Source organism: Streptomyces albiflavescens, assembly GCF_014645835.1.
Classification (GTDB): domain Bacteria; phylum Actinomycetota; class Actinomycetes; order Streptomycetales; family Streptomycetaceae; genus Streptomyces; species Streptomyces albiflavescens.
Genome location: NZ_BMMM01000016.1, coordinates 245,162 through 262,986, shown reverse-complemented (window position 1 = coordinate 262,986; position 17,825 = coordinate 245,162). Strand labels below are relative to the sequence as shown.

The following is a 17,825-nucleotide window of genomic DNA, read 5'->3' as shown; positions in this document are numbered from 1 at the left end:
AGGTAGCCGTCGGAGAGCAGGATCACCGGGGTGCGGTAGGTCAGCGCGATACGGGCCGCTTCCAGGGCGGCGTCGAAGCAGTCGGCGGGGGTGCGCGGTGCGACGACCGGAACCGGGGCCTCGCCGTTGCGGCCGTACATGGCCTGCAGCAGGTCCGCCTGCTCGGTCTTGGTCGGCAGACCGGTGGACGGGCCGCCGCGCTGGATGTCGATGACCAGCAACGGCAGTTCCAGGGACACGGCCAGGCCGATGGTCTCGCTCTTGAGAGCCACGCCGGGACCGGAGGTGGTGGTGACCGCCAGCGAACCGCCGAAAGAGGCGCCCAGGGCGGCTCCGATGCCGGCGATCTCGTCCTCGGCCTGGAAGGTGCGCACGCCGAAGTTCTTGTGCTTGCTGAGCTCGTGCAGGATGTCGGAGGCCGGCGTGATCGGGTACGAGCCGAGATACAGCGGCAGGTCCGCCTGGGTCGAGGCCGCGATCAGGCCGTACGACAGGGCCAGATTCCCGGAGATGTTGCGGTAGATGCCGGTCGGGAAGGTCTGGGTGGCCGGGGCGACCTCGTAGGAGACGGCGAAGTCCTCGGTCGTCTCGCCGAAGTTCCAGCCCGCGCGGAACGCCGCGATGTTGGCCGCGGCGATGTCGGGCTTCTTCGCGAACTTGGTCTGCAGGAACTTCTCGGTGCCCTCGGTGGGCCGGTGGTACATCCAGCTCAGCAGGCCCAGCGCGAACATGTTCTTCGAGCGCTCGGCCTCCTTGCGGGAGAGCGCGAACTCCTTGAGCGCCTCGACGGTCATCGTCGTGAGCGGGACGGGATGGACGCTGAAGCCGTCCAGGGAGCCGTCCTCCAGAGGGCTGGTGGCGTAGCCGACCTTCTGCATCGCCCGCTTGGTGAACTCGTCGGTGTTGACGATGATCTCCGAGCCGCGCGGCACATCGCCGATGTTCGCCTTCAGGGCGGCCGGGTTCATGGCGACGAGGACGTTGGGCGCGTCGCCGGGAGTGAGGATGTCGTGGTCCGCGAAGTGCAGCTGGAAAGACGAAACGCCCGGCAGGGTGCCTGCGGGCGCTCGGATCTCGGCGGGGAAGTTCGGCAGGGTCGAGAGGTCGTTGCCGAAGGAGGCTGTCTCGGAGGTGAAGCGGTCGCCGGTGAGTTGCATTCCGTCACCGGAGTCGCCCGCGAACCGAATGATCACTCGGTCAAGGCGGCGGACGTCCTTGACTCCGGCCGCTTTGCGCTGTCCTCCTACGACGGCTCCGTCTGCCTGCTCCGCTGGGCTACTGACCTGGCTCGTCACTGAACTGGACCTCCCTCGAGGCGGCTGTCTGGGAGCGGCCTTCCCGCAGGCCCTCCCACTTTCAACCCTACGTCGGTAAGGGTGGCCTTCCCGCGGACATTCGCATGATGGACACCATTTTGAGACGGCCGGACACCCTGACTTGTCATGATTTACCCGCCCCCCAGTCCTTCCTTGAAGACGCTCCCCGCTCATCCATTGGTTCTGAGTACCTGGATTTCTGGTTGCTGGGCTTCTCGTGGCAGATGGGGTGGCACGCGGACTCGTACCAGCCACCTGACACAGTGTCAGGTCGTCATGAGTTCAGGTAGGTGAGCACGGCCAGAACACGCCGGTGATCCCCGTCACTCTGGGAAAGGCCCAGCTTCAGGAAGATATTGCTGACGTGCTTCTCGACCGCGCCGTCGCTGACCACGAGCTGCCGTGCGATGGCGGAGTTCGTACGTCCCTCGGCCATGAGCCCGAGGACCTCCCGCTCCCGCGGGGTCAGTCCCGCGAGTACGTCCTGCTTGCGGCTGCGGCCGAGCAGCTGCGCCACGACCTCAGGGTCGAGCGCGGTACCCCCCTGGGCCACCCGCACCACCGCGTCCACGAACTCCCGCACCTCGGCCACCCGGTCCTTGAGCAGATAGCCGACACCGCGACTGGAACCGGCCAGCAGTTCGGTGGCGTACTGCTCCTCCACGTACTGCGACAGCACGAGCACACCGAGTCCGGGATGTGCCTTGCGCAGCTGCACCGCCGCCCTGACGCCCTCGTCGGTGTGCGTCGGTGGCATCCGCACATCGGCGACGACGACATCCGGCAGCGCGTCCTGGGCCGCGAACTCGGTAATGGTCTTGATCAACGCCTCGCCGTCGCCGACACCCGCCACGACGTCATGCCCGCGGTCGGTCAGCAACCGGGTCAGGCCCTCCCTGAGCAGCACTGAATCCTCGGCGATGACCACGCGCACCCTGTCCTCCACGATTCTCGGCCCCCCAGAGCCCGTCCCCGGGCCCGCACCGGGACAGCCCGGCCGGACCCGAGTGCATTCCCGGCCCGCGCCGGGTTCGTCCCCGCTCGTACGACAGCCCCCAGCATTCCAGCATTCGGATCGGACTGCGCCCGGGCAGCGAGAATAGGCAGAAGGAGACGTGACGGGAGGGGAGACGGTCACGGGGATGCTTCAGCCCTTCCGGCGGATGCCTTCAGCCCGTCCGGCGGATGCCCTCAGCCCTTCGGCGGACGCCTTCAGCCCGTCCTGCGTGTGAGGAGGACGAGGCCGATCGGGCCGACGTGGGCGTCCGGGGGAGCGGCAGCCCCCAGGGGCGACAGGGGTCCCCCTGCCCGAGCGAAGTCGAGAGCTCCCGAGCGAAGTCGAGAGCTGTCGAGAGCTTGGGGGAGGGCAGGGCGGAGAGGACGAAAGGCCCTCCCCCCACCCCGTGCCGCATCACCCCCGCCAGGGCAGCTCCGCCGTGATCCGCGTGGGCCCGCCCATGGGCGAATCCACCACCAGAATCCCGTCCACCGCATCGAGCCGCTCCGCGAGCCCCGCCAGCCCCGACCCGGCGGAGACATCGGCCCCGCCCACCCCGTTGTCGCCGACCTGGATCATCAGGCGGTTCTCGACCCGCCACACATCCACCGTGGCGCGCGTGGCCCGCGCGTGCTTGCTGATGTTCTGCAGCAGCTCGGAGACCGTGAAGTACGCGATCCCCTCGATCGCGGGCGCGGGCCGCGAGGCCAGATCCACGTCGACCTGCACCGGCACCGTGCACCGCGAGGCCACCGCGGACAGCGCGGCGTCCAGACCGCGGTCGGTGAGCACCGCCGGATGGATCCCGCGGGCCAGATCCCGCAGCTCCTGCAATGCCGTCTTCACCTCGCCGTGCGCCTCGCCCACCATCCGCGCCGCGGCCTGCGGGTCCTCCGTCAGCTTTTCCTTGGCCAGCCCCAGGTCCATGGCCAGGGCGACAAGGCGGGCCTGCGCCCCGTCGTGCAGATCGCGCTCGATGCGCCGCAGGTCGGCGGCGGCGGTGTCGACCACGACCCCCCGGTCGGACTCCAGCTCGACCACCCGCGTCGCCAGCCGCGACGGGCCGAGCAGCCCGCGCACCATCAGCCCGTCCACGGTCGTCAGCGCCCGCACGATCCACGGCGTGGCCATCGTGAAGAGCAGCCCCACCAGCGCGGTCACCGTGATCTCGAACGGGTTGTCGAGATAGATGGCGTGCGTGTCGTCCCCGTACAGCTGCAACCCGCCCTGACCCCCGTACATCGGGAAGACCCAGAACCACAGCGGATACGTCAGCAGCGCCCACCCGTACGCCCAGAAGTTCAGCGCCACCACGAAGGAGAACACCGACCACGGGAACTGGACCACCGCGTACAGCAGGTGTCGCCACGAGGTGCCGCTCTTGAGCATCGCGCCCATCCACGCCATCGCCCCGCGCTGCTTCATCCGCAGCGGCTCCGGCTCGGACACCTCGACGCCGAGCAGCCCGCGCGCCCGTGCCCGCTCCAGCGTGCCGAAGCCGCGGCAGCCGGCCAGGGCGGCGGCGAGCACCGGTATCCCCAGGAAGGTGATCAGCAGGCCGGCGCCGAGCGAGAACATCGTGACGGCGAACGTGAACATGATGATCCCGAGCGGCAGGCTCAGCATCACATAGCCGAACTCGCGCCAGCTGCGGGCCTCGATCGGCGCGCGCAGCGGGGCCGGGAGTCGGTGCCGTCGCTCAGCGACGTCCGCTCCGCGGAATCCGGGCCCATTCCGGTGCCCGTACCCCTGTCCGTACTCCGTGGCCATCGGTCTCGTCCGTTCTACTCGTCCTGCTCGTCGGCTCGTACCTCAACCCTGCTGTCCACGGGGCTCGCCGACCATGGAGCGGGTCGGCGTCTTGGGGCGGGGGTTTTCCCTACCTCGGGAGGGGACCGGAGCCGTGGCCGGGCGCTTGCCGGGTGTTTGCCGGAGGCCTCGACGGGGTTCTTGCCGGGGGCTTCAACCGGGTTCTCGCCGGGTTCTCGCCGGTTTCTCGCCGGGCTTCGAGGCGGCGCCCCAGGGCGTACGAGCGCTATCGCGCGGGCTCGTCCTGCCGGTCCCGCCACGGCAGCTCGGCCGTGATGACGGTCGGACCGCCGACCGGCGACTCGACGACGAACAAGCCGTCGACCGCGCCGAGCCGGTCCGCGAGCCCTGCCATCCCGGTACCGCCGTCGAGGCCGGCCCCACCGCGCCCGTCGTCCGACACCTGTATGAGCAGCCGCTCGTCCGCCCGCCACACATCGACCGACGCGGACCTCGCCCCGCTGTGCTTGCTCACGTTCTGCAACAGCTCGGAGACGGTGAAGTACGCGATGCCCTCGATGGCCGCGGCCGGTCTGGTCTCCAGTTCGGCCGTCACCTTCACCGGCACGGTGCACCGCGAGGCGACCGCCGACAGCGCCGCGTCCAGACCGCGGTCGGTGAGCACCGCCGGGTGGATGCCGCGGGCCAGATCGCGCAGCTCCTGCAACGCGAGCTTCACCTCGCCGTGCGCCTCGTCGACCATCGCCGCCGCCGCGTCCGGATCCTCCAGGAGCTTCTCCTTGGCCAGGCCGAGCCCCATCGCGAGGTTGACCAGCCGGGCCTGCGCCCCGTCATGCAGATCGCGCTCGATGCGCCGCAGGTCGGCGGCGGCCGTGTCGACCACGACCCCCCGGTCGGACTCCAACTCGGCGATCCGCCGCTCCAGTTCGTCGGAGGGCGACAGCAACCCGCGCACCATGGCCCGGTCCACGTTCGTCAGCCCCCGTGCGATGAACGGCAGCACCGGCCACAGCAAGAACAGCGACGTGAGCGTGACCACGAAGGTGGCGATGCCCCACGGCAGCCGTATGAAGTCGTACAGCACCGTCCGCCAGCCGACCGGGTCCTTCAGACTTGACCAGAGCCAGCCGAAGAAGCTGGTCCTGTGCACCGGGAGCGGGCTCGGCTCGTCGATCCGCAACCCGAGCAGCGCGCGCGCCCGCGCCCGTTCGGCCTTGCCCAGCTGACGTGCGCCGCGCAGCCCGCCCGCGAGCAGCGGCAGCCCGATGACCGTGACGGCGAGCCCCGCGCCCGTGAACATCAGCGTGGCGACGTACACGAAGCCGACGATCGAGAGCGGCAGGTTGGCGAGGAGATGCGCGATCTCCTTCCACGTCTGCCGGTCGAAGGCGAAGCGCGCGGGAGGCAGCCGGTCGCCGTCGGACATCTCGTCCGACGGACCGGTGAGCGTGATGCGTTCGGTCATATCCGCTAGCCTGCCCGGCGGCGAGCCGCCGCGCCATGAGGTGGACCGCCGCGATCCACTGGGGAAAACCCCACCCCACAGGGTGCGAATCGGACACATCCATGAGGTGGGACTCGGCTACGTCGACGGGTGGGACGTGGATACGCCGACGAGCGGGACGTGAATACGTCGACGAGCGGGACGTGGATACGTCGACGGGTGGAACCTGGATACACGGAGACGAGGTTCGCTCGGATACGTCGACGGGGTGGGAACTGGACACGTTCTCGACGCGGAGGGCGTACTTGTCCACCTGGCGAGACTGACACGCGTCTGCCATGGTCCATGCGTGACGGGCTGCTTACCGTCTCTTTAGCAGGCCCTAGACTCCCGTCCGTACAGATCGTCGAACACGGCGCATCACAGAGTGCGCGACGGCGCACTCCGGGGCGCATACGAGGTCAGGGAGCGAGGGGCTGACGTGCCGGAACCGACCGTCGTCGCGGCGGGCTACTTCCAGTCCTACTCGGTCGTCGGACTGCTCGCCGTCATGGGCGTGCTCTTCGTCGCCGTCGCCTTCGGGGCCGGCCGCCTGCTGCGGCCCGTGGTCCCCACCCCCGAGAAACTCCTGACGTACGAGTGCGGCGTCGACCCGGTCGGCGAGGGCTGGGCCCACACCCAGGTCCGTTATTACGTCTACGCGTTCCTCTACGTGATCTTCGCCGTCGACTCGATCTTCCTCTTTCCCTGGGCGACGGTCTTCGCCGCGCCCGGCTACGGCGCCGCGACGCTCGTGGAGATGTTCATCTTCCTCGGCTTCCTCGCCGTCGGCCTGCTGTACGCATACAAGAAGGGCGTCCTGACATGGACGTGACCCCCTCGACCCCCGAGCCGGTGCTGCTTCCTGAGCCGAAGCGGCTGGGCGCGCTCGCCCGCCTGGCTCCCGAGCCCATGAAGGTGGTCCTGAACTGGGGCCGCCGCTACTCGCTCTGGGTCTTCAACTTCGGCCTCGCCTGCTGCGCCATCGAGTTCATCGCGGCGTCCATGGCCCGCCACGACTTCATCCGCCTCGGCGTGATCCCGTTCGCGCCGGGCCCCCGCCAGGCCGACCTGATGGTGGTGTCGGGCACGGTCACGGACAAGATGGCCCCGGCCGTCAAGCGCCTCTACGAGCAGATGCCCGAGCCGAAGTACGTCATCTCCTTCGGCGCCTGCTCCAACTGCGGCGGCCCTTACTGGGACTCGTACTCCGTGACGAAGGGCGTCGACCAGATCATCCCCGTCGACGTCTACGTCCCCGGCTGCCCGCCCCGCCCGGAAGCCCTGCTCCAGGGCATCCTGAAGCTCCAGGAGAAGATCGCCCGCGAGTCGCTGGGCGAGCGGTACGGGTCCGGGGCGGCGCGTCCGTCCGCGGCCGCGCTCCAGAGCGGCCTGGTGAAGCCGCCCGTCCCGGGGGAGGACCGATGACCGTCGGCTGGCTCCCCGCACCCGTCGAGGAACTCTTCGGCCCCGAGGCCACGGCCGAGGAGTCGTACGAGGTCCTGACGGTCGACGTACCGCCGACGTCCTGGATCGCCGCCCTGGAGACCGCGCGTGACACCCTGGGCTGCACCTACTTCGACTGGCTGAGCGCCGTCGACGAACCCGGCACCGGTTTCCGCGTCGCGGCCCACGTCGTGGCGCTGCCCCCTGCCTCGGTACGCCGCCTTCTCGTCCGTACGACGGTCCCGCACGCGACGCCCGTCCTCCCGTCGGCCGTCTCTGTGTACGCGGGCGCCGGCTGGCACGAGCGCGAGACCCACGAGATGTTCGGTGTGCGCTTCGAGGGCCACCCGGGCCTCGCCCCCTTGCTCCTGCCGGAGGGTTTCGAAGGTCACCCCCTCCGCAAGGACTTCGTCCTGGCCGCCCGCGTCGTCAAGGCCTGGCCCGGCGCCAAGGAGCCCGGCGAGTCCGAGCACGGCGGACCCAAGCGCCGCCAGATGCTTCCGCCCGGCGTCCCCGACCCCAACGAGTGGGGCCCCCTCAAGGGCCAGCTCCCGCCGGCCCCGGCCCGCCCCGCCCGCGGCGCCGCCCGCGCGGCCGGCGACCGTCCCGTACGCAGGGCCCGCACGGCGGGGGAGGGCTCGGCGAGCCAGGCCGCCGCCGGTGCCGCGGGTGCCGCCGCAGGTGCCGGTGCCGCCGCGGAGACCTCGGCGCCGCCGCGCCGCGCGCGCAGTGCCGGCCAGGGCTCGGCCAGTCAGCGGGGGGTGGCTCCGGCCCCGGACCAGCAGGCCCAAGCTCCGGCTCCGGACCAGCAGGCCACCGCTTCGGCAACGGCACCCGCCGAGCCGACGGCTCCCGCCCCCGACCAGCAGGCGACGACGCCCACCCCTGCGACCCCGGAACCGACCACCCCGGCTGGACCGCGCCGTTCACGCAGTGCGAGCCAGGGCTCGGCGACACAACGGGCGCAGGCCACCGAACCGACCCCGCCCGCCGAGCCGACGGCTCCCGCCACCCCGGCGCGGCCCGCAACGCCGCGCAGCGCGGACGCCCCGTGGCACCACGCCCGCCCCGCTTTCGACGAGCCGGAGCCGCAGCCGGAGCCGCAGCGACGTTCTGAGGGAACGCCAGAAGCCGAGACCGGCCCGGAACCGGACGCTGTCCCGGAAGCCGGGGCCGCCCAGAAGCCGGAAGCCGTCACGGAAGCCGGGGCTGCCCAGGAACCGGACGCCGTCGCGGAACCCGGCGCAGCTCCGAAACCCGAGGCCGCCCAGGAACCTCCTGCCGAGGCCGCCCCGGGAGCTCCTGCCGCGCCGGACGCTGCCGCTGCTCCTGGTCCCATCCCCAAACCTGAACCTGAACCCGAACCCGTCCCCGAGCCCGAACCCGTCCCCGAGCCCGAGCCCGAAGATCCCTCCGGAGGCCCGCAGTGAACGACGCTCTCGACGTCGCCCTGCGACTCCTCGTCGTCTTCGTCGTCTTCCTGACGTTCCCCCTGATCGTCGGTCAGACCGAGCACAAGGTCATGGCCCACATGCAGGGCCGCCTCGGCCCGATGTACGCGGGCGGCTTCCACGGCTGGGCCCAGCTCGTCGCGGACGGTGTGAAGTTCGCGCAGAAGGAAGACGTCGTCCCCACGGGCGCGGACCGCCGTATCTTCCAACTCGCCCCCGCCGTAGCCCTCCTCCCCTACCTCCTCGTCCTGCTCGCCATCCCCATCGGCCCGGGCGAGGGCGCCGTCGGCCAGGTCGTCGACGCGGGCATCTTCTTCGTGCTCGCCGTGATGGGCGTGGGCGTCCTCGGCTCACTCATGGCGGGCTGGGCATCGGCCAACAAGTTCTCCCTCCTCGGCGGCCTCCGCACCGCCGCCCAGCTCCTCGCGTACGAACTCCCGATGCTGCTGACCGCCGCCTCGGTGGCCATGGCGGCCGGGACGGTCTCGCTCCCCGGCATCGTCGACGCCTTCGAGTGGTGGTGGCTGCCCTGGCAGATCGTCGGCGCGATCGTGTTCTTCGTGGCCGGCCTCGCCGAACTCCAGCGCCCGCCCTTCGACATGCCCGTCGCCGACTCCGAGATCATCTTCGGTGCGTACACCGAGTACACGGGCCTGCGCTTCGCACTCTTCCTCCTCGCCGAGTACGCCGGAATCATTGTCCTGTGCGGCCTGACCACCGTCCTCTTCCTGGGCGGCTGGCACGGCCCCTGGGGCGCCGACGGCCTCGGCTGGGTCTGGACCCTCCTGAAGACCGCGATCCTCGCCTTCGTCGTGATCTGGCTGCGTGTCACCTATCCCCGCCTGCGCGAGGACCAGCTCCAGAAACTCTCCTGGACCCTCCTCGTCCCCCTCTCTCTCGCCCAGATCGCCCTCACCGGCATCGTCAAGGTGGTGATCTCCTAATGGCCCCCATTCCCGGCTCCGGCCTCGCCAAGGGCCTGGCCGTCACCCTCCGCACGATGACGAAGAAGACCGTCACCGCGCAGTACCCGGACGCCCAGCCCGAACTCCCGCCCCGCACCCGCGGCGTCATCGGCCTCTTCGAGGAGAACTGCACGGTCTGCATGCTGTGCGCCCGAGAGTGCCCGGACTGGTGCATCTACATCGACTCCCACAAGGAGACGGTCCCGGCCGCGGCCCCCGGCGGCCGCGAGCGCAGCCGCAACGTCCTCGACCGCTTCGCCATCGACTTCGCCCTGTGCATGTACTGCGGTATCTGCATCGAGGTCTGTCCTTTCGACGCGCTGTTCTGGTCCCCGGAGTTCGAGTACGCGGAGACCGACATCCACGAACTCACCCACGAGCGCGACAAGCTCCGCGAGTGGATGTGGACCGTCCCGGCCCCGCCCGCCCTCGACCCGGGTGCCGAGGAACCGAAGGAGATCGCCGCCGCCCGCAAGACCGCCGACAAGCTGGCGGCCGAGCAACTCGCCGCCGAGCAGGCCGAGCGGGCCGAGCAGGTCGAGCAGGCTGAGCAGGCGGAGCAGCGTGCCACCGAGCAGGCGGAGCCGGCCGAGCAGGCCGAGCAAGCTGAGCAGGCCGAGCAGCGTGCCACCGAGCAGGCCGAGCGAGCAGCGCAAGCCGCGCAGGCCGCGCCCCCCGCTCCGGCCGGGACCGAGCCCCAGGCTCCCGCCCAGGCTTCCGAGCAGGGCGAGTCCCCGGCCACGGGCGGCTCCGAGTCCCCCGAGCCGCGGGAGGGCGAGTCATGAGCCTCGCAGCAGCCACGGCCGCCGCGGCGCGGGCCACGACCGCCGCTGCCGAAAGCCACGGCTTCCTCTCCCCGACCGGCGTCGAGATCGCCTTCCTCCTCGTCGGCCTGGTCACCTTCGGCGCCGCGATCGTCACCGTCACCACCAAGCAACTGGTGCACGCCGCCCTGTGGCTGGTGGTCACGCTCGGCGGCCTCGCCGTCGAATACCTCCTGCTCACGGCCGAGTTCATCGCCTGGGTGCAGGTCCTCATCTACGTCGGTTCCGTCGTCGTCCTCCTCCTGTTCGGTCTGATGCTCACCAAGGCGCCCATCGGCCGCTCCCCGGACGCCGACTCCGGCAACCGCTGGGCCGCGCTGACCGTGGCCGTCGCCGCGGCCGCCGCCCTGGTCTGGGTCGTCGTCGACGCCTTCCGCACGACCTGGGTCGACCTGGACGGCGCCGCCGCGGGCTCCACCGAGGTGACCGGAGCGAGCCTCTTCCAGAGCTGGGTCCTCCCCTTCGAAGCGCTGTCCGTCCTCCTCCTCGCCGCCCTGGTCGGCGCGATCGTCCTCTCCCGCAAGGCCGTCGCGGACAAGGCCACACCGGCCCTCCCGACGCCGGGCCCGCCGTCGGGCACCCTGCCCCCGAGCCGCACCGCCGTCGACACGACGGCCTCCGGCGAGCAGCCCCCGGCCAAGGAAGGGACCCGCTGATGCACCTCGCCTATCCCGCCGTGCTCTCCGCCCTCCTGTTCTGCACGGGCCTCTACGGAGTCCTCGCGCGCCGCAACGCGATCCTGGTCCTGATGTCCGTCGAGCTGATGCTCAACGCCGTCAACCTGAACCTCGTCGCCTTCGACGTCTGGCTCTCCAGGGCCGCCCGCGACACGTTGCACTCCGGCCAGGCGCTGACCCTGTTCACCATCGCCATCGCCGCCGCCGAGATCGGCATCGGCCTGGCGATCGTCCTCGCCGTGTACCGGGGCCGCGGCACCGCGGACATCGACAAGCTCCGTGACAGCGCCGAGCCGCACGGCCCCGACGAGGCCACCGTCACGGCAGACGAGAAGGCTGAGGCCACCGCGTGACCACGACCACCCTCGCCGTCCTCGTCCCCCTCCTTCCGTTCCTCGGCGCCGTGGCCGGACTCCTCCTCGGCCGCACGGCCCCCGGCTTCGTACGGCCCCTCGCCGTTCTGCCTCCTCTCGTGTCGCTCGTCCTCGCCGTGCTGGTCGCCGTGCGCCAGGGCGGTGACCAGGCCATCAACGCCCACACCGAGCTCACCCCGACCGGCTCGGTCCCCATCGAGCTCGCCCTGTACATCGACGGCTTCGCCGCCCTTGTCGCCGTACTGGTCGCCTTCGTCGCCTCCTGCGTGCAGATCTACTCGACGGGCTACCTCCGCGACGACCCGCGCTACCCCTCGTACGCCGCCCTCGTCTCCCTCTTCACCTCCGCGATGCTGGTCGTCGTCTACTCCGGCGATCTGATCGTGCTCCTGGTCGGCTGGGAGATCATGGGCATCTGCTCGTACTTCCTGGTCGGCCACTACTGGGAGACCCCGGAGGCCCGCGCCGCCTCGATCAAGGCCTTCCTGGTCACCAAGCTCGGCGACGTCCCCTTCCTCATCGGTCTGTTCGCTCTCGCCACCGACGCCGGGTCCTTCCGCATCACCACGGTCCTCGGCACCGTCGCGAGCGGCGGACTGCACCATCCGACACTGGTCGCGCTGCTGCTCCTCGCCGGTGTGGCGGGCAAGTCGGCGCAGTTCCCGCTGCACACCTGGCTGCCCGACGCGATGGCGGGCCCCACGCCCGTCTCCGCGCTGATCCACGCCGCGACGATGGTCGCCGCCGGTGTCTACTTCGTCGCCCGGCTCCTCCCTGTCTTCCAGGCGTCCTCGGCCGCGATGGTCGTCCTCGCCGTCATGGCCGCGATCACCATGGCCGGCTCGGCGCTCGCCGCGCTCGCCCAGGACGACATCAAGCGCGTCCTCGCTTACTCGACGATCGGCCAGCTCGGCTACATGACCGGCGCCCTGGCCGTCGGCGACCGTGGTGCCGCCGTCTTCCACCTCCTGTCCCACGGCGCCTTCAAGGCGCTGCTGTTCCTCGCCGCGGGCGTGATCATCCACGCCTCCGGCACCAACTCGCTGGCCGTCATGTCCCGTATGAAGGACCTGCGGGCCCGAGTCCCGGACGCCTACTGGACGATGACCGTGGCACTGCTCGCGCTCGCCGCGATCCCGCCGTTCAGCGGCTTCTTCTCCAAGGAGGCCGTCCTCGGCGCCGCCGAACACGTCGCCACCGGCCACACCGAGCACGCCCCCGGCGCCGCGGGCTGGATCGTCCTCGTCGCCGGCCTGATCACCGCCGTACTCACCGCCGCGTACGCCACCCGCCTGTGGCTGCTGGCCTTCCGCGGCCAGGGCGCCGAGGCCCCCGACCACGGCAGACAGCCGCTCACCATGACGGTCGTGCTCTGGGTGCTCGCCGTCCCGTCGCTCGCCTTCGGACTGGCGTACGGCCCGCTGCCCGACTGGTTCGACGGCCGCGACCTGACGCCGGTCCTCACCACCTCCGTCCTCGGTACGGGACTCGCTCTGGTCGGCGGGCTGGTCACCTACGGCGCCTGGCGGCACACCAGCGCGATGGCTGCGCGCGTACCGCTGGGTGCGGTCGTGGCCCACCCCGATGCCGATGCCGGAACCGTCGAGGCCGAGGCGATCGCGATGCACGCGCCCACGTTCGGAGACATGGCCTCAGCGTCCGACCCGGCGGACCCGGGCCTACTGCTGCTCGGCCCGCTCCACCGGCACGCGGCCGTCGGCTTCCACCTCGACGCCGTGTACTCGGTGCTCTTCGTCCGCCCGGTCCAGGCCGGAGCCTCACTCGTCCGGTTCCTCGACCGCGAGGTCGTCGACACCTACGTACGCGGTGCGGGCGCCCTACCCCGCTGGCTCGGCGCGGCCGTACGGCGCGCCCAGACCGGCAATGTGCAGACCTATGTGAGCGCGCTGCTCGCCGGCACCGTCGTCCTGGTGGTCGCCGTCCTCCTCGTCGCCACGGGAGCGTGAGCAGGCGTGATCGATATCAGTGAATCCGTGATGCAGATCCTTCTGGCATTCATCGTCGTCGGCCCGCTCATCGGGGCCGCCGCGGCTCTTCTTCCGGCCCCGCCGGGGCTGAAGGGGAAGTCGCCCGAGCAGTCCGTGCTGCGGCACGGCGTGACGGTCACCGGCGCGGTGCTCATCGCCGCGATCGTCCTCGCGCTCGGCTTCGACCACGACCACCCGTCGAAGATGCAGGCCACGACGGACATCAGCTGGATCCCCGCACTCGACGTGCGGATCCACCTCGGAATCGACGGCATTTCCCTCCCCCTTCTGGTCCTGACCGCGCTGCTGACCTTCCTCTGCGCGCTGTACAGCTACTTCAAGATGCCCGCGGGCCCGACCCCGAAGGCCTTCGTCGCACTGCTGCTCGTCCTCGAGTCCGGCACGCTCGCGACCTTCGCCGTACTCGATCTGCTGTTGTTCTTCCTCGCGTTCGAGATGGTGCTCATCCCGATGTACTTCCTCATCGCCCGGTGGGGTGGTGCGGAACGCCAGGCAGCCGCCTGGAAGTTCATCCTCTACACACTGCTCGGTTCGGTCGTCATGCTGCTGGGCCTGCTCCTGATCGGAATCAAGTCCGGCACATTCGACATGGTGGCACTCGCCACTGACAACGGCCGCGGGCTGAGCACATCCGTGCAGGTCATCGCCGTTTTGGCGATCGGAATCGGGCTCGCGGTCAAGACGCCGATGTGGCCGCTGCACAGCTGGCTGCCGGACGCCCACACCGCGGCGCCCACCGTCGGTTCGGTCCTGCTGGCCGGTGTGCTGCTGAAGATGGGTACGTACGGGTTCGTCCGCATTCTGCTGCCCATCGCCCCTGACGGCATGCACACCTTCGCCCCCTACCTCGCCGCCTTTGCCGTGGTCGGGATCATCTACGGATCACTGGCCTGCCTGGCCCTCGCCAAACAGGGCGCGAAGGGCGATCTCAAGCGGCTCATCGCCTACTCGTCCGTCGGCCACATGGGCTTCGTACTGCTCGGCATCGCGACCATGACCCCGACCGGCGTGAACGGCGCGCTGTTCGCCAACATCGCCCACGGCCTCATCACCGGCCTCCTTTTCTTCCTCGTCGGAGCGTTGAAGGACCGAACGGGCACGACCGACCTCGACACCCTCGCCGAGGGGGCCGGTGCCGCGCTGTACGGAAAGGCCCCGCGCCTCGGCGGCCTGCTCGCCTTCGGCGCCGTCGCCTCGCTGGGGCTGCCGGGCCTCGCCGGGTTCTGGGGCGAAATGCTGGCGCTGTTCGGCGCGTTCAAACCCGCCGACGACCTCAGCCGCCCCGCATTCTTGACGTTCATGTCGATCGCCGCCTTCGGCACGCTTCTCACCGCCGCGTACATGCTCGTCGTCGTACGCCGTGTCTGCATGGGCGCGACCCCGCAGCCGGGGAGCCCGAAGCTCGCCGATGTGCAGAGCTACGAGTTCGCGGCCTGGACGCCGCTCGTCGCCCTCACCGTCGTCGCCGGCCTGTGGCCCAGGGCTCTCCTCGGTCTGACCGATCCGGCCGTACAGCAGCTCCTCGCAGGAGGCACCCGATGAGCTCCCTGGTCCAGTCCGTCGACTGGCTCGCGATCGCGCCGCCCACCCTCGCCGCGGTCGTCGGACTCTTCGTGCTCGTCGCCGATCTCTTCATCGGCGAGGCGAAGAAGGCCGTGCTCGGCTGGGTGTCCGTGGCCGGCCTCGCCGCGTCCGCGCTGATGCTGCTGCCCATCCTGGACGGAGACCGCGCCACCTTCTGTCTGACGGGCCACGCGAACGTCTGCAGCTATACGGCGGACCGGTTCACCCTCGTGATCCAGTTCCTGGTTCTCGGCGGTGCGCTGCTGACGGCCCTGCTGACGGTCACGGCACTGAAGGACGCCAACAGGGAACTGCCCGAAGGGGAGTTCTGGTTCCTGCTGCTCTCCTCGGCCGCGGGCGCCGCCCTGCTGCCCGCCTCCCGGGACCTCGCGACCCTCATCGTCGCCCTGGAAGTCGCCTCCCTGCCCGCCTTCGCGCTCGTCGGCATCAGGCGCGGCGACAAGAAGTCCTCCGAAGCGGCCCTGAAATTCTTCCTGTCCTCCGTCACCGCGACCGCCGTGAGCCTCATGGGCGTCAGCTTCGTCTACGCCACGACCGGCACCCTCTACCTCACCCAGGTCGCGGACAAGATCCAGCACGTCGACGGACAGTTCCACATGCTCGCCCAGACGGGCGTCGTCCTCACCCTCGTCGGCTTCGCCTTCAAGACGGCCGCCGTGCCCTTCCACTTCTGGGTGCCCGACACCTACGTAGGCGCACCTTTGCCGGTTGCCGCCTACTTGTCGGTCGTCGGCAAGGCGGTCGGCTTCTCCGGGCTGATCCTCGTCACCGTCGTCGCCTTCCCGTCGTACGCGGACGTCTGGGGCCCGGCGCTGGCCGCCCTGGCCGCCCTCACCATGACCGTCGGCAACGTGGGCGCCCTGCGGCAGCAGGCCACGCGCGCGTACAGCGCGGTACGACTGCTTGCCTGGTCCTCCGTCGGCCAGGCCGGCTACCTCCTGGTGCCGATCGCGGCCGCCGCCTACTCCAAGGACGCCGAGAAGGCCATCGGCTCCACCGTGGCGTACGCCCTGATGTACGCCGTGGTGAACCTGGGCGCCTTCGCCGTGGCCGCCCTGGTCGCCCGCAGAAGCCCGCTGAACCGCATCAGTGACTACCGGGGCCTGTACGCCGCGAGCCCCCTTTCGGCGCTGGTCCTCGGCTTCTTCCTGCTCTGCCTCGCGGGCCTGCCTCCGGGCATCATCGGCCTCTTCGCCAAGGTCACCGTGTTCTCGGCGGCCGTCGACGCGGGGCTCGGCTGGCTGGCCGTGGTCATGGCCGTCAACGTCGTGATCGCGCTCTTCTACTACCTCCAGTGGACGACGCTGCTCTTCCGCGCCCCCGAGGGCGAACCCGGCAAGCACCGCGTCCCGGCTCCGCTCACCGCGGCGATCGCCCTGACGGCCGTCCTGGGAATCGCCCTCTCCGGGGCACCCCAGCTGGTCCTGCGCTTCTCGGCCACCGGCCTGTTCTGACATTCACAGGGCACGCGCGCGTGGGTTCGTGGCCCACGCGCGCGTGAGGTGCCGTCCGCCATCACCCGGAAGGCCCACGCGCGCCGCCGCGCGCACAAGGGAACTAGTGCTCCCCGTCTGGCTTTGACCAGTACGGGAGGGTCCACTGAAGAGTGGATGCAGAGCATCAGTAAGCAAAGGGTTCCCCTGCCGCACCACTTGGAGGGCGTACCGTGCACCGCCGGCACAACGGGCTCAGGACCGCCGTACTCCTCGGGGGACTGTCCGCACTCATCATCGTCATCGGCAGCTTCTTCGGGCGTACCGGCCTCGTCATCGCACTCTTCATCGCGATCGGGACGAACGGGTACGCGTACTGGAACAGCGACAAACTGGCTCTACGCGCGATGCGAGCGCGCCCGGTGAGTGAATTCGAGGCCCCGGCGCTGTACCGCATGGTCCGCGAACTCTCCACCCAGGCCCGCCAGCCCATGCCGCGCCTGTACATCTCGCCGACGGAGGCGCCGAACGCGTTCGCGACGGGCCGCAACCCGCGCAACGCCGCCGTGTGCTGCACCGAAGGCATCCTGCGCATCCTGGACGAACGCGAGCTGCGCGGCGTCATCGGCCACGAGCTGAGCCATGTCTACAACCGCGACATCCTGATCTCGTCGGTCGCCGGTGCCCTCGCCTCAGTGATCATGTTCCTGGTCAACTTCGCCTGGCTGATCCCGGTCGGCCGCTCGAACGACGACGAGGGCCCGGGCATCCTCGGCTATCTGCTGATCCTGATCCTGGGGCCGATCGCCGCTTCCCTCATCCAGCTCGCCATCAGCCGCTCCAGGGAGTACGAGGCGGACGCGTCCGGCGCCCAGCTCACCGGCGACCCCCTCGCTCTCGCCAGCGCGCTGCGCAAGCTCGACGCGGGCACCAAGCAGCTGCCGCTGCCTCCGGAGCCACGCATCGAGACCGCAAGCCACATGATGATCGCGAACCCCTTTCGCCCGGGGCAGGGAATGTCGAAGATGTTCTCTACGCATCCGCCGATGGCGGAGCGCATTGCCCGGCTCGAGCAGATGGCAGGTCGCCACCAGTGAAGACAATCCTGAACGTCATTTGGCTCGTCCTGAGCGGCTTCTGGCTGTTCCTCGGGTATCTGGCCGCGGGTGTGCTGCTGTGCATCACCATCATCGGCATCCCGTTCGGCATAGCCGCCTTCCGCATCGGCATCTATGCCCTGTGGCCCTTCGGCTATACGACGGTGGAGCGCCGAGACGCGGGCGCGCCGTCCTGCATCGGCAACGTCCTGTGGCTGATTCTCGCGGGTTGGTGGCTCGCTCTCGCCCACATCGTCACCGGTATCGCCCTGTGCATCACGATCATCGGCATCCCGTTCGGCATCGCCAACTTCAAGCTCATCCCGGTCTCGCTGCTCCCGCTGGGCCGCGAAATCGTGCGCACGGACCAGCCGTTCGCGTCGCGCTAGGAGGTGAGCG

Annotated in this window: 16 protein-coding genes; 12 read left to right on the top strand and 4 right to left on the bottom strand. The window is 70.2% G+C overall.

Annotation, left to right across the window (positions count from 1 at the left end):
* The 4 genes from IEY95_RS36100 to IEY95_RS36085 all read right to left on the bottom strand — a co-directional run.
* Window positions 1–1,295 (bottom strand): 2-oxoacid:acceptor oxidoreductase family protein (locus IEY95_RS36100; RefSeq protein ID WP_189190394.1); only part of this gene is annotated, 1,295 nt, incomplete at its 3' end.
* Window positions 1,296–1,590: 295 nt separating this feature from the next.
* Complete coding sequence (locus IEY95_RS36095) at window positions 1,591–2,250, bottom strand: response regulator transcription factor (RefSeq protein ID WP_308429378.1); 660 nt, start codon at window positions 2,248–2,250, stop codon at window positions 1,591–1,593.
* A 477-nt stretch (window positions 2,251–2,727) separates the two neighbouring features.
* Entirely contained in the window at window positions 2,728–4,083 is a 1,356-nt protein-coding gene (locus IEY95_RS36090) for a sensor histidine kinase (RefSeq protein WP_189190392.1), read from the bottom strand.
* A 265-nt stretch (window positions 4,084–4,348) separates the two neighbouring features.
* On the bottom strand, window positions 4,349–5,548 hold the full coding sequence (locus IEY95_RS36085; protein WP_189190391.1) for a sensor histidine kinase: 1,200 nt from the start codon (window positions 5,546–5,548) through the stop codon (window positions 4,349–4,351).
* A 460-nt stretch (window positions 5,549–6,008) separates the two neighbouring features.
* Here IEY95_RS36085 and IEY95_RS36080 point away from each other — a divergent pair, with 460 nt between their 5' ends.
* The 12 genes from IEY95_RS36080 (at window position 6,009) to IEY95_RS36025 (ending at window position 17,815) form a co-directional block, all read left to right on the top strand.
* Complete coding sequence (locus IEY95_RS36080; protein ID WP_189190390.1) at window positions 6,009–6,401, top strand: NADH-quinone oxidoreductase subunit A; 393 nt, start codon at window positions 6,009–6,011, stop codon at window positions 6,399–6,401.
* Window positions 6,392–6,994, top strand: a complete 603-nt coding sequence (locus IEY95_RS36075; protein WP_189190389.1) for an NADH-quinone oxidoreductase subunit B — start codon at window positions 6,392–6,394, stop codon at window positions 6,992–6,994. The genes IEY95_RS36080 and IEY95_RS36075 overlap by 10 nt, the downstream gene beginning before the upstream one ends.
* Complete coding sequence (locus tag IEY95_RS36070; protein ID WP_189190388.1) at window positions 6,991–8,442, top strand: NADH-quinone oxidoreductase subunit C; 1,452 nt, start codon at window positions 6,991–6,993, stop codon at window positions 8,440–8,442. The genes IEY95_RS36075 and IEY95_RS36070 overlap by 4 nt, the downstream gene beginning before the upstream one ends.
* Window positions 8,439–9,407: a complex I subunit 1/NuoH family protein gene (locus IEY95_RS36065; protein ID WP_189190387.1), complete on the top strand. Its 969-nt coding sequence runs from the start codon at window positions 8,439–8,441 to the stop codon at window positions 9,405–9,407. The genes IEY95_RS36070 and IEY95_RS36065 overlap by 4 nt, the downstream gene beginning before the upstream one ends.
* A complete protein-coding gene (locus IEY95_RS36060; protein ID WP_229703589.1) occupies window positions 9,407–10,213 on the top strand; it encodes a NuoI/complex I 23 kDa subunit family protein in 807 nt (268 codons plus the stop codon). Before IEY95_RS36065 ends, IEY95_RS36060 begins: the two co-directional genes overlap by 1 nt.
* Window positions 10,210–10,908, top strand: coding sequence for an NADH-quinone oxidoreductase subunit J family protein (locus IEY95_RS36055; RefSeq protein ID WP_189190386.1), 699 nt, complete (start codon window positions 10,210–10,212; stop codon window positions 10,906–10,908). The genes IEY95_RS36060 and IEY95_RS36055 overlap by 4 nt, the downstream gene beginning before the upstream one ends.
* Window positions 10,908–11,282 (top strand): NADH-quinone oxidoreductase subunit NuoK, encoded by a 375-nt coding sequence (gene nuoK / locus IEY95_RS36050; protein WP_189190385.1) that lies wholly within the window; start codon window positions 10,908–10,910, stop codon window positions 11,280–11,282. The genes IEY95_RS36055 and nuoK overlap by 1 nt, the downstream gene beginning before the upstream one ends.
* Entirely contained in the window at window positions 11,279–13,270 is a 1,992-nt protein-coding gene (locus IEY95_RS36045; protein ID WP_189190384.1) for an NADH-quinone oxidoreductase subunit 5 family protein, read from the top strand. Before nuoK ends, IEY95_RS36045 begins: the two co-directional genes overlap by 4 nt.
* Window positions 13,271–13,276: 6 nt before the next feature.
* A complete protein-coding gene (locus IEY95_RS36040) occupies window positions 13,277–14,854 on the top strand; it encodes an NADH-quinone oxidoreductase subunit M (protein WP_189190383.1) in 1,578 nt (525 codons plus the stop codon).
* Entirely contained in the window at window positions 14,851–16,350 is a 1,500-nt protein-coding gene (locus tag IEY95_RS36035; RefSeq protein ID WP_189190382.1) for an NADH-quinone oxidoreductase subunit N, read from the top strand. Before IEY95_RS36040 ends, IEY95_RS36035 begins: the two co-directional genes overlap by 4 nt.
* Window positions 16,351–16,562: 212 nt before the next feature.
* Complete coding sequence (htpX, locus tag IEY95_RS36030) at window positions 16,563–17,426, top strand: zinc metalloprotease HtpX (RefSeq protein WP_189190381.1); 864 nt, start codon at window positions 16,563–16,565, stop codon at window positions 17,424–17,426.
* Window positions 17,423–17,815, top strand: coding sequence for a YccF domain-containing protein (locus IEY95_RS36025; protein ID WP_189190380.1), 393 nt, complete (start codon window positions 17,423–17,425; stop codon window positions 17,813–17,815). Before htpX ends, IEY95_RS36025 begins: the two co-directional genes overlap by 4 nt.
* Window positions 17,816–17,825 lie beyond the last annotated feature (10 nt).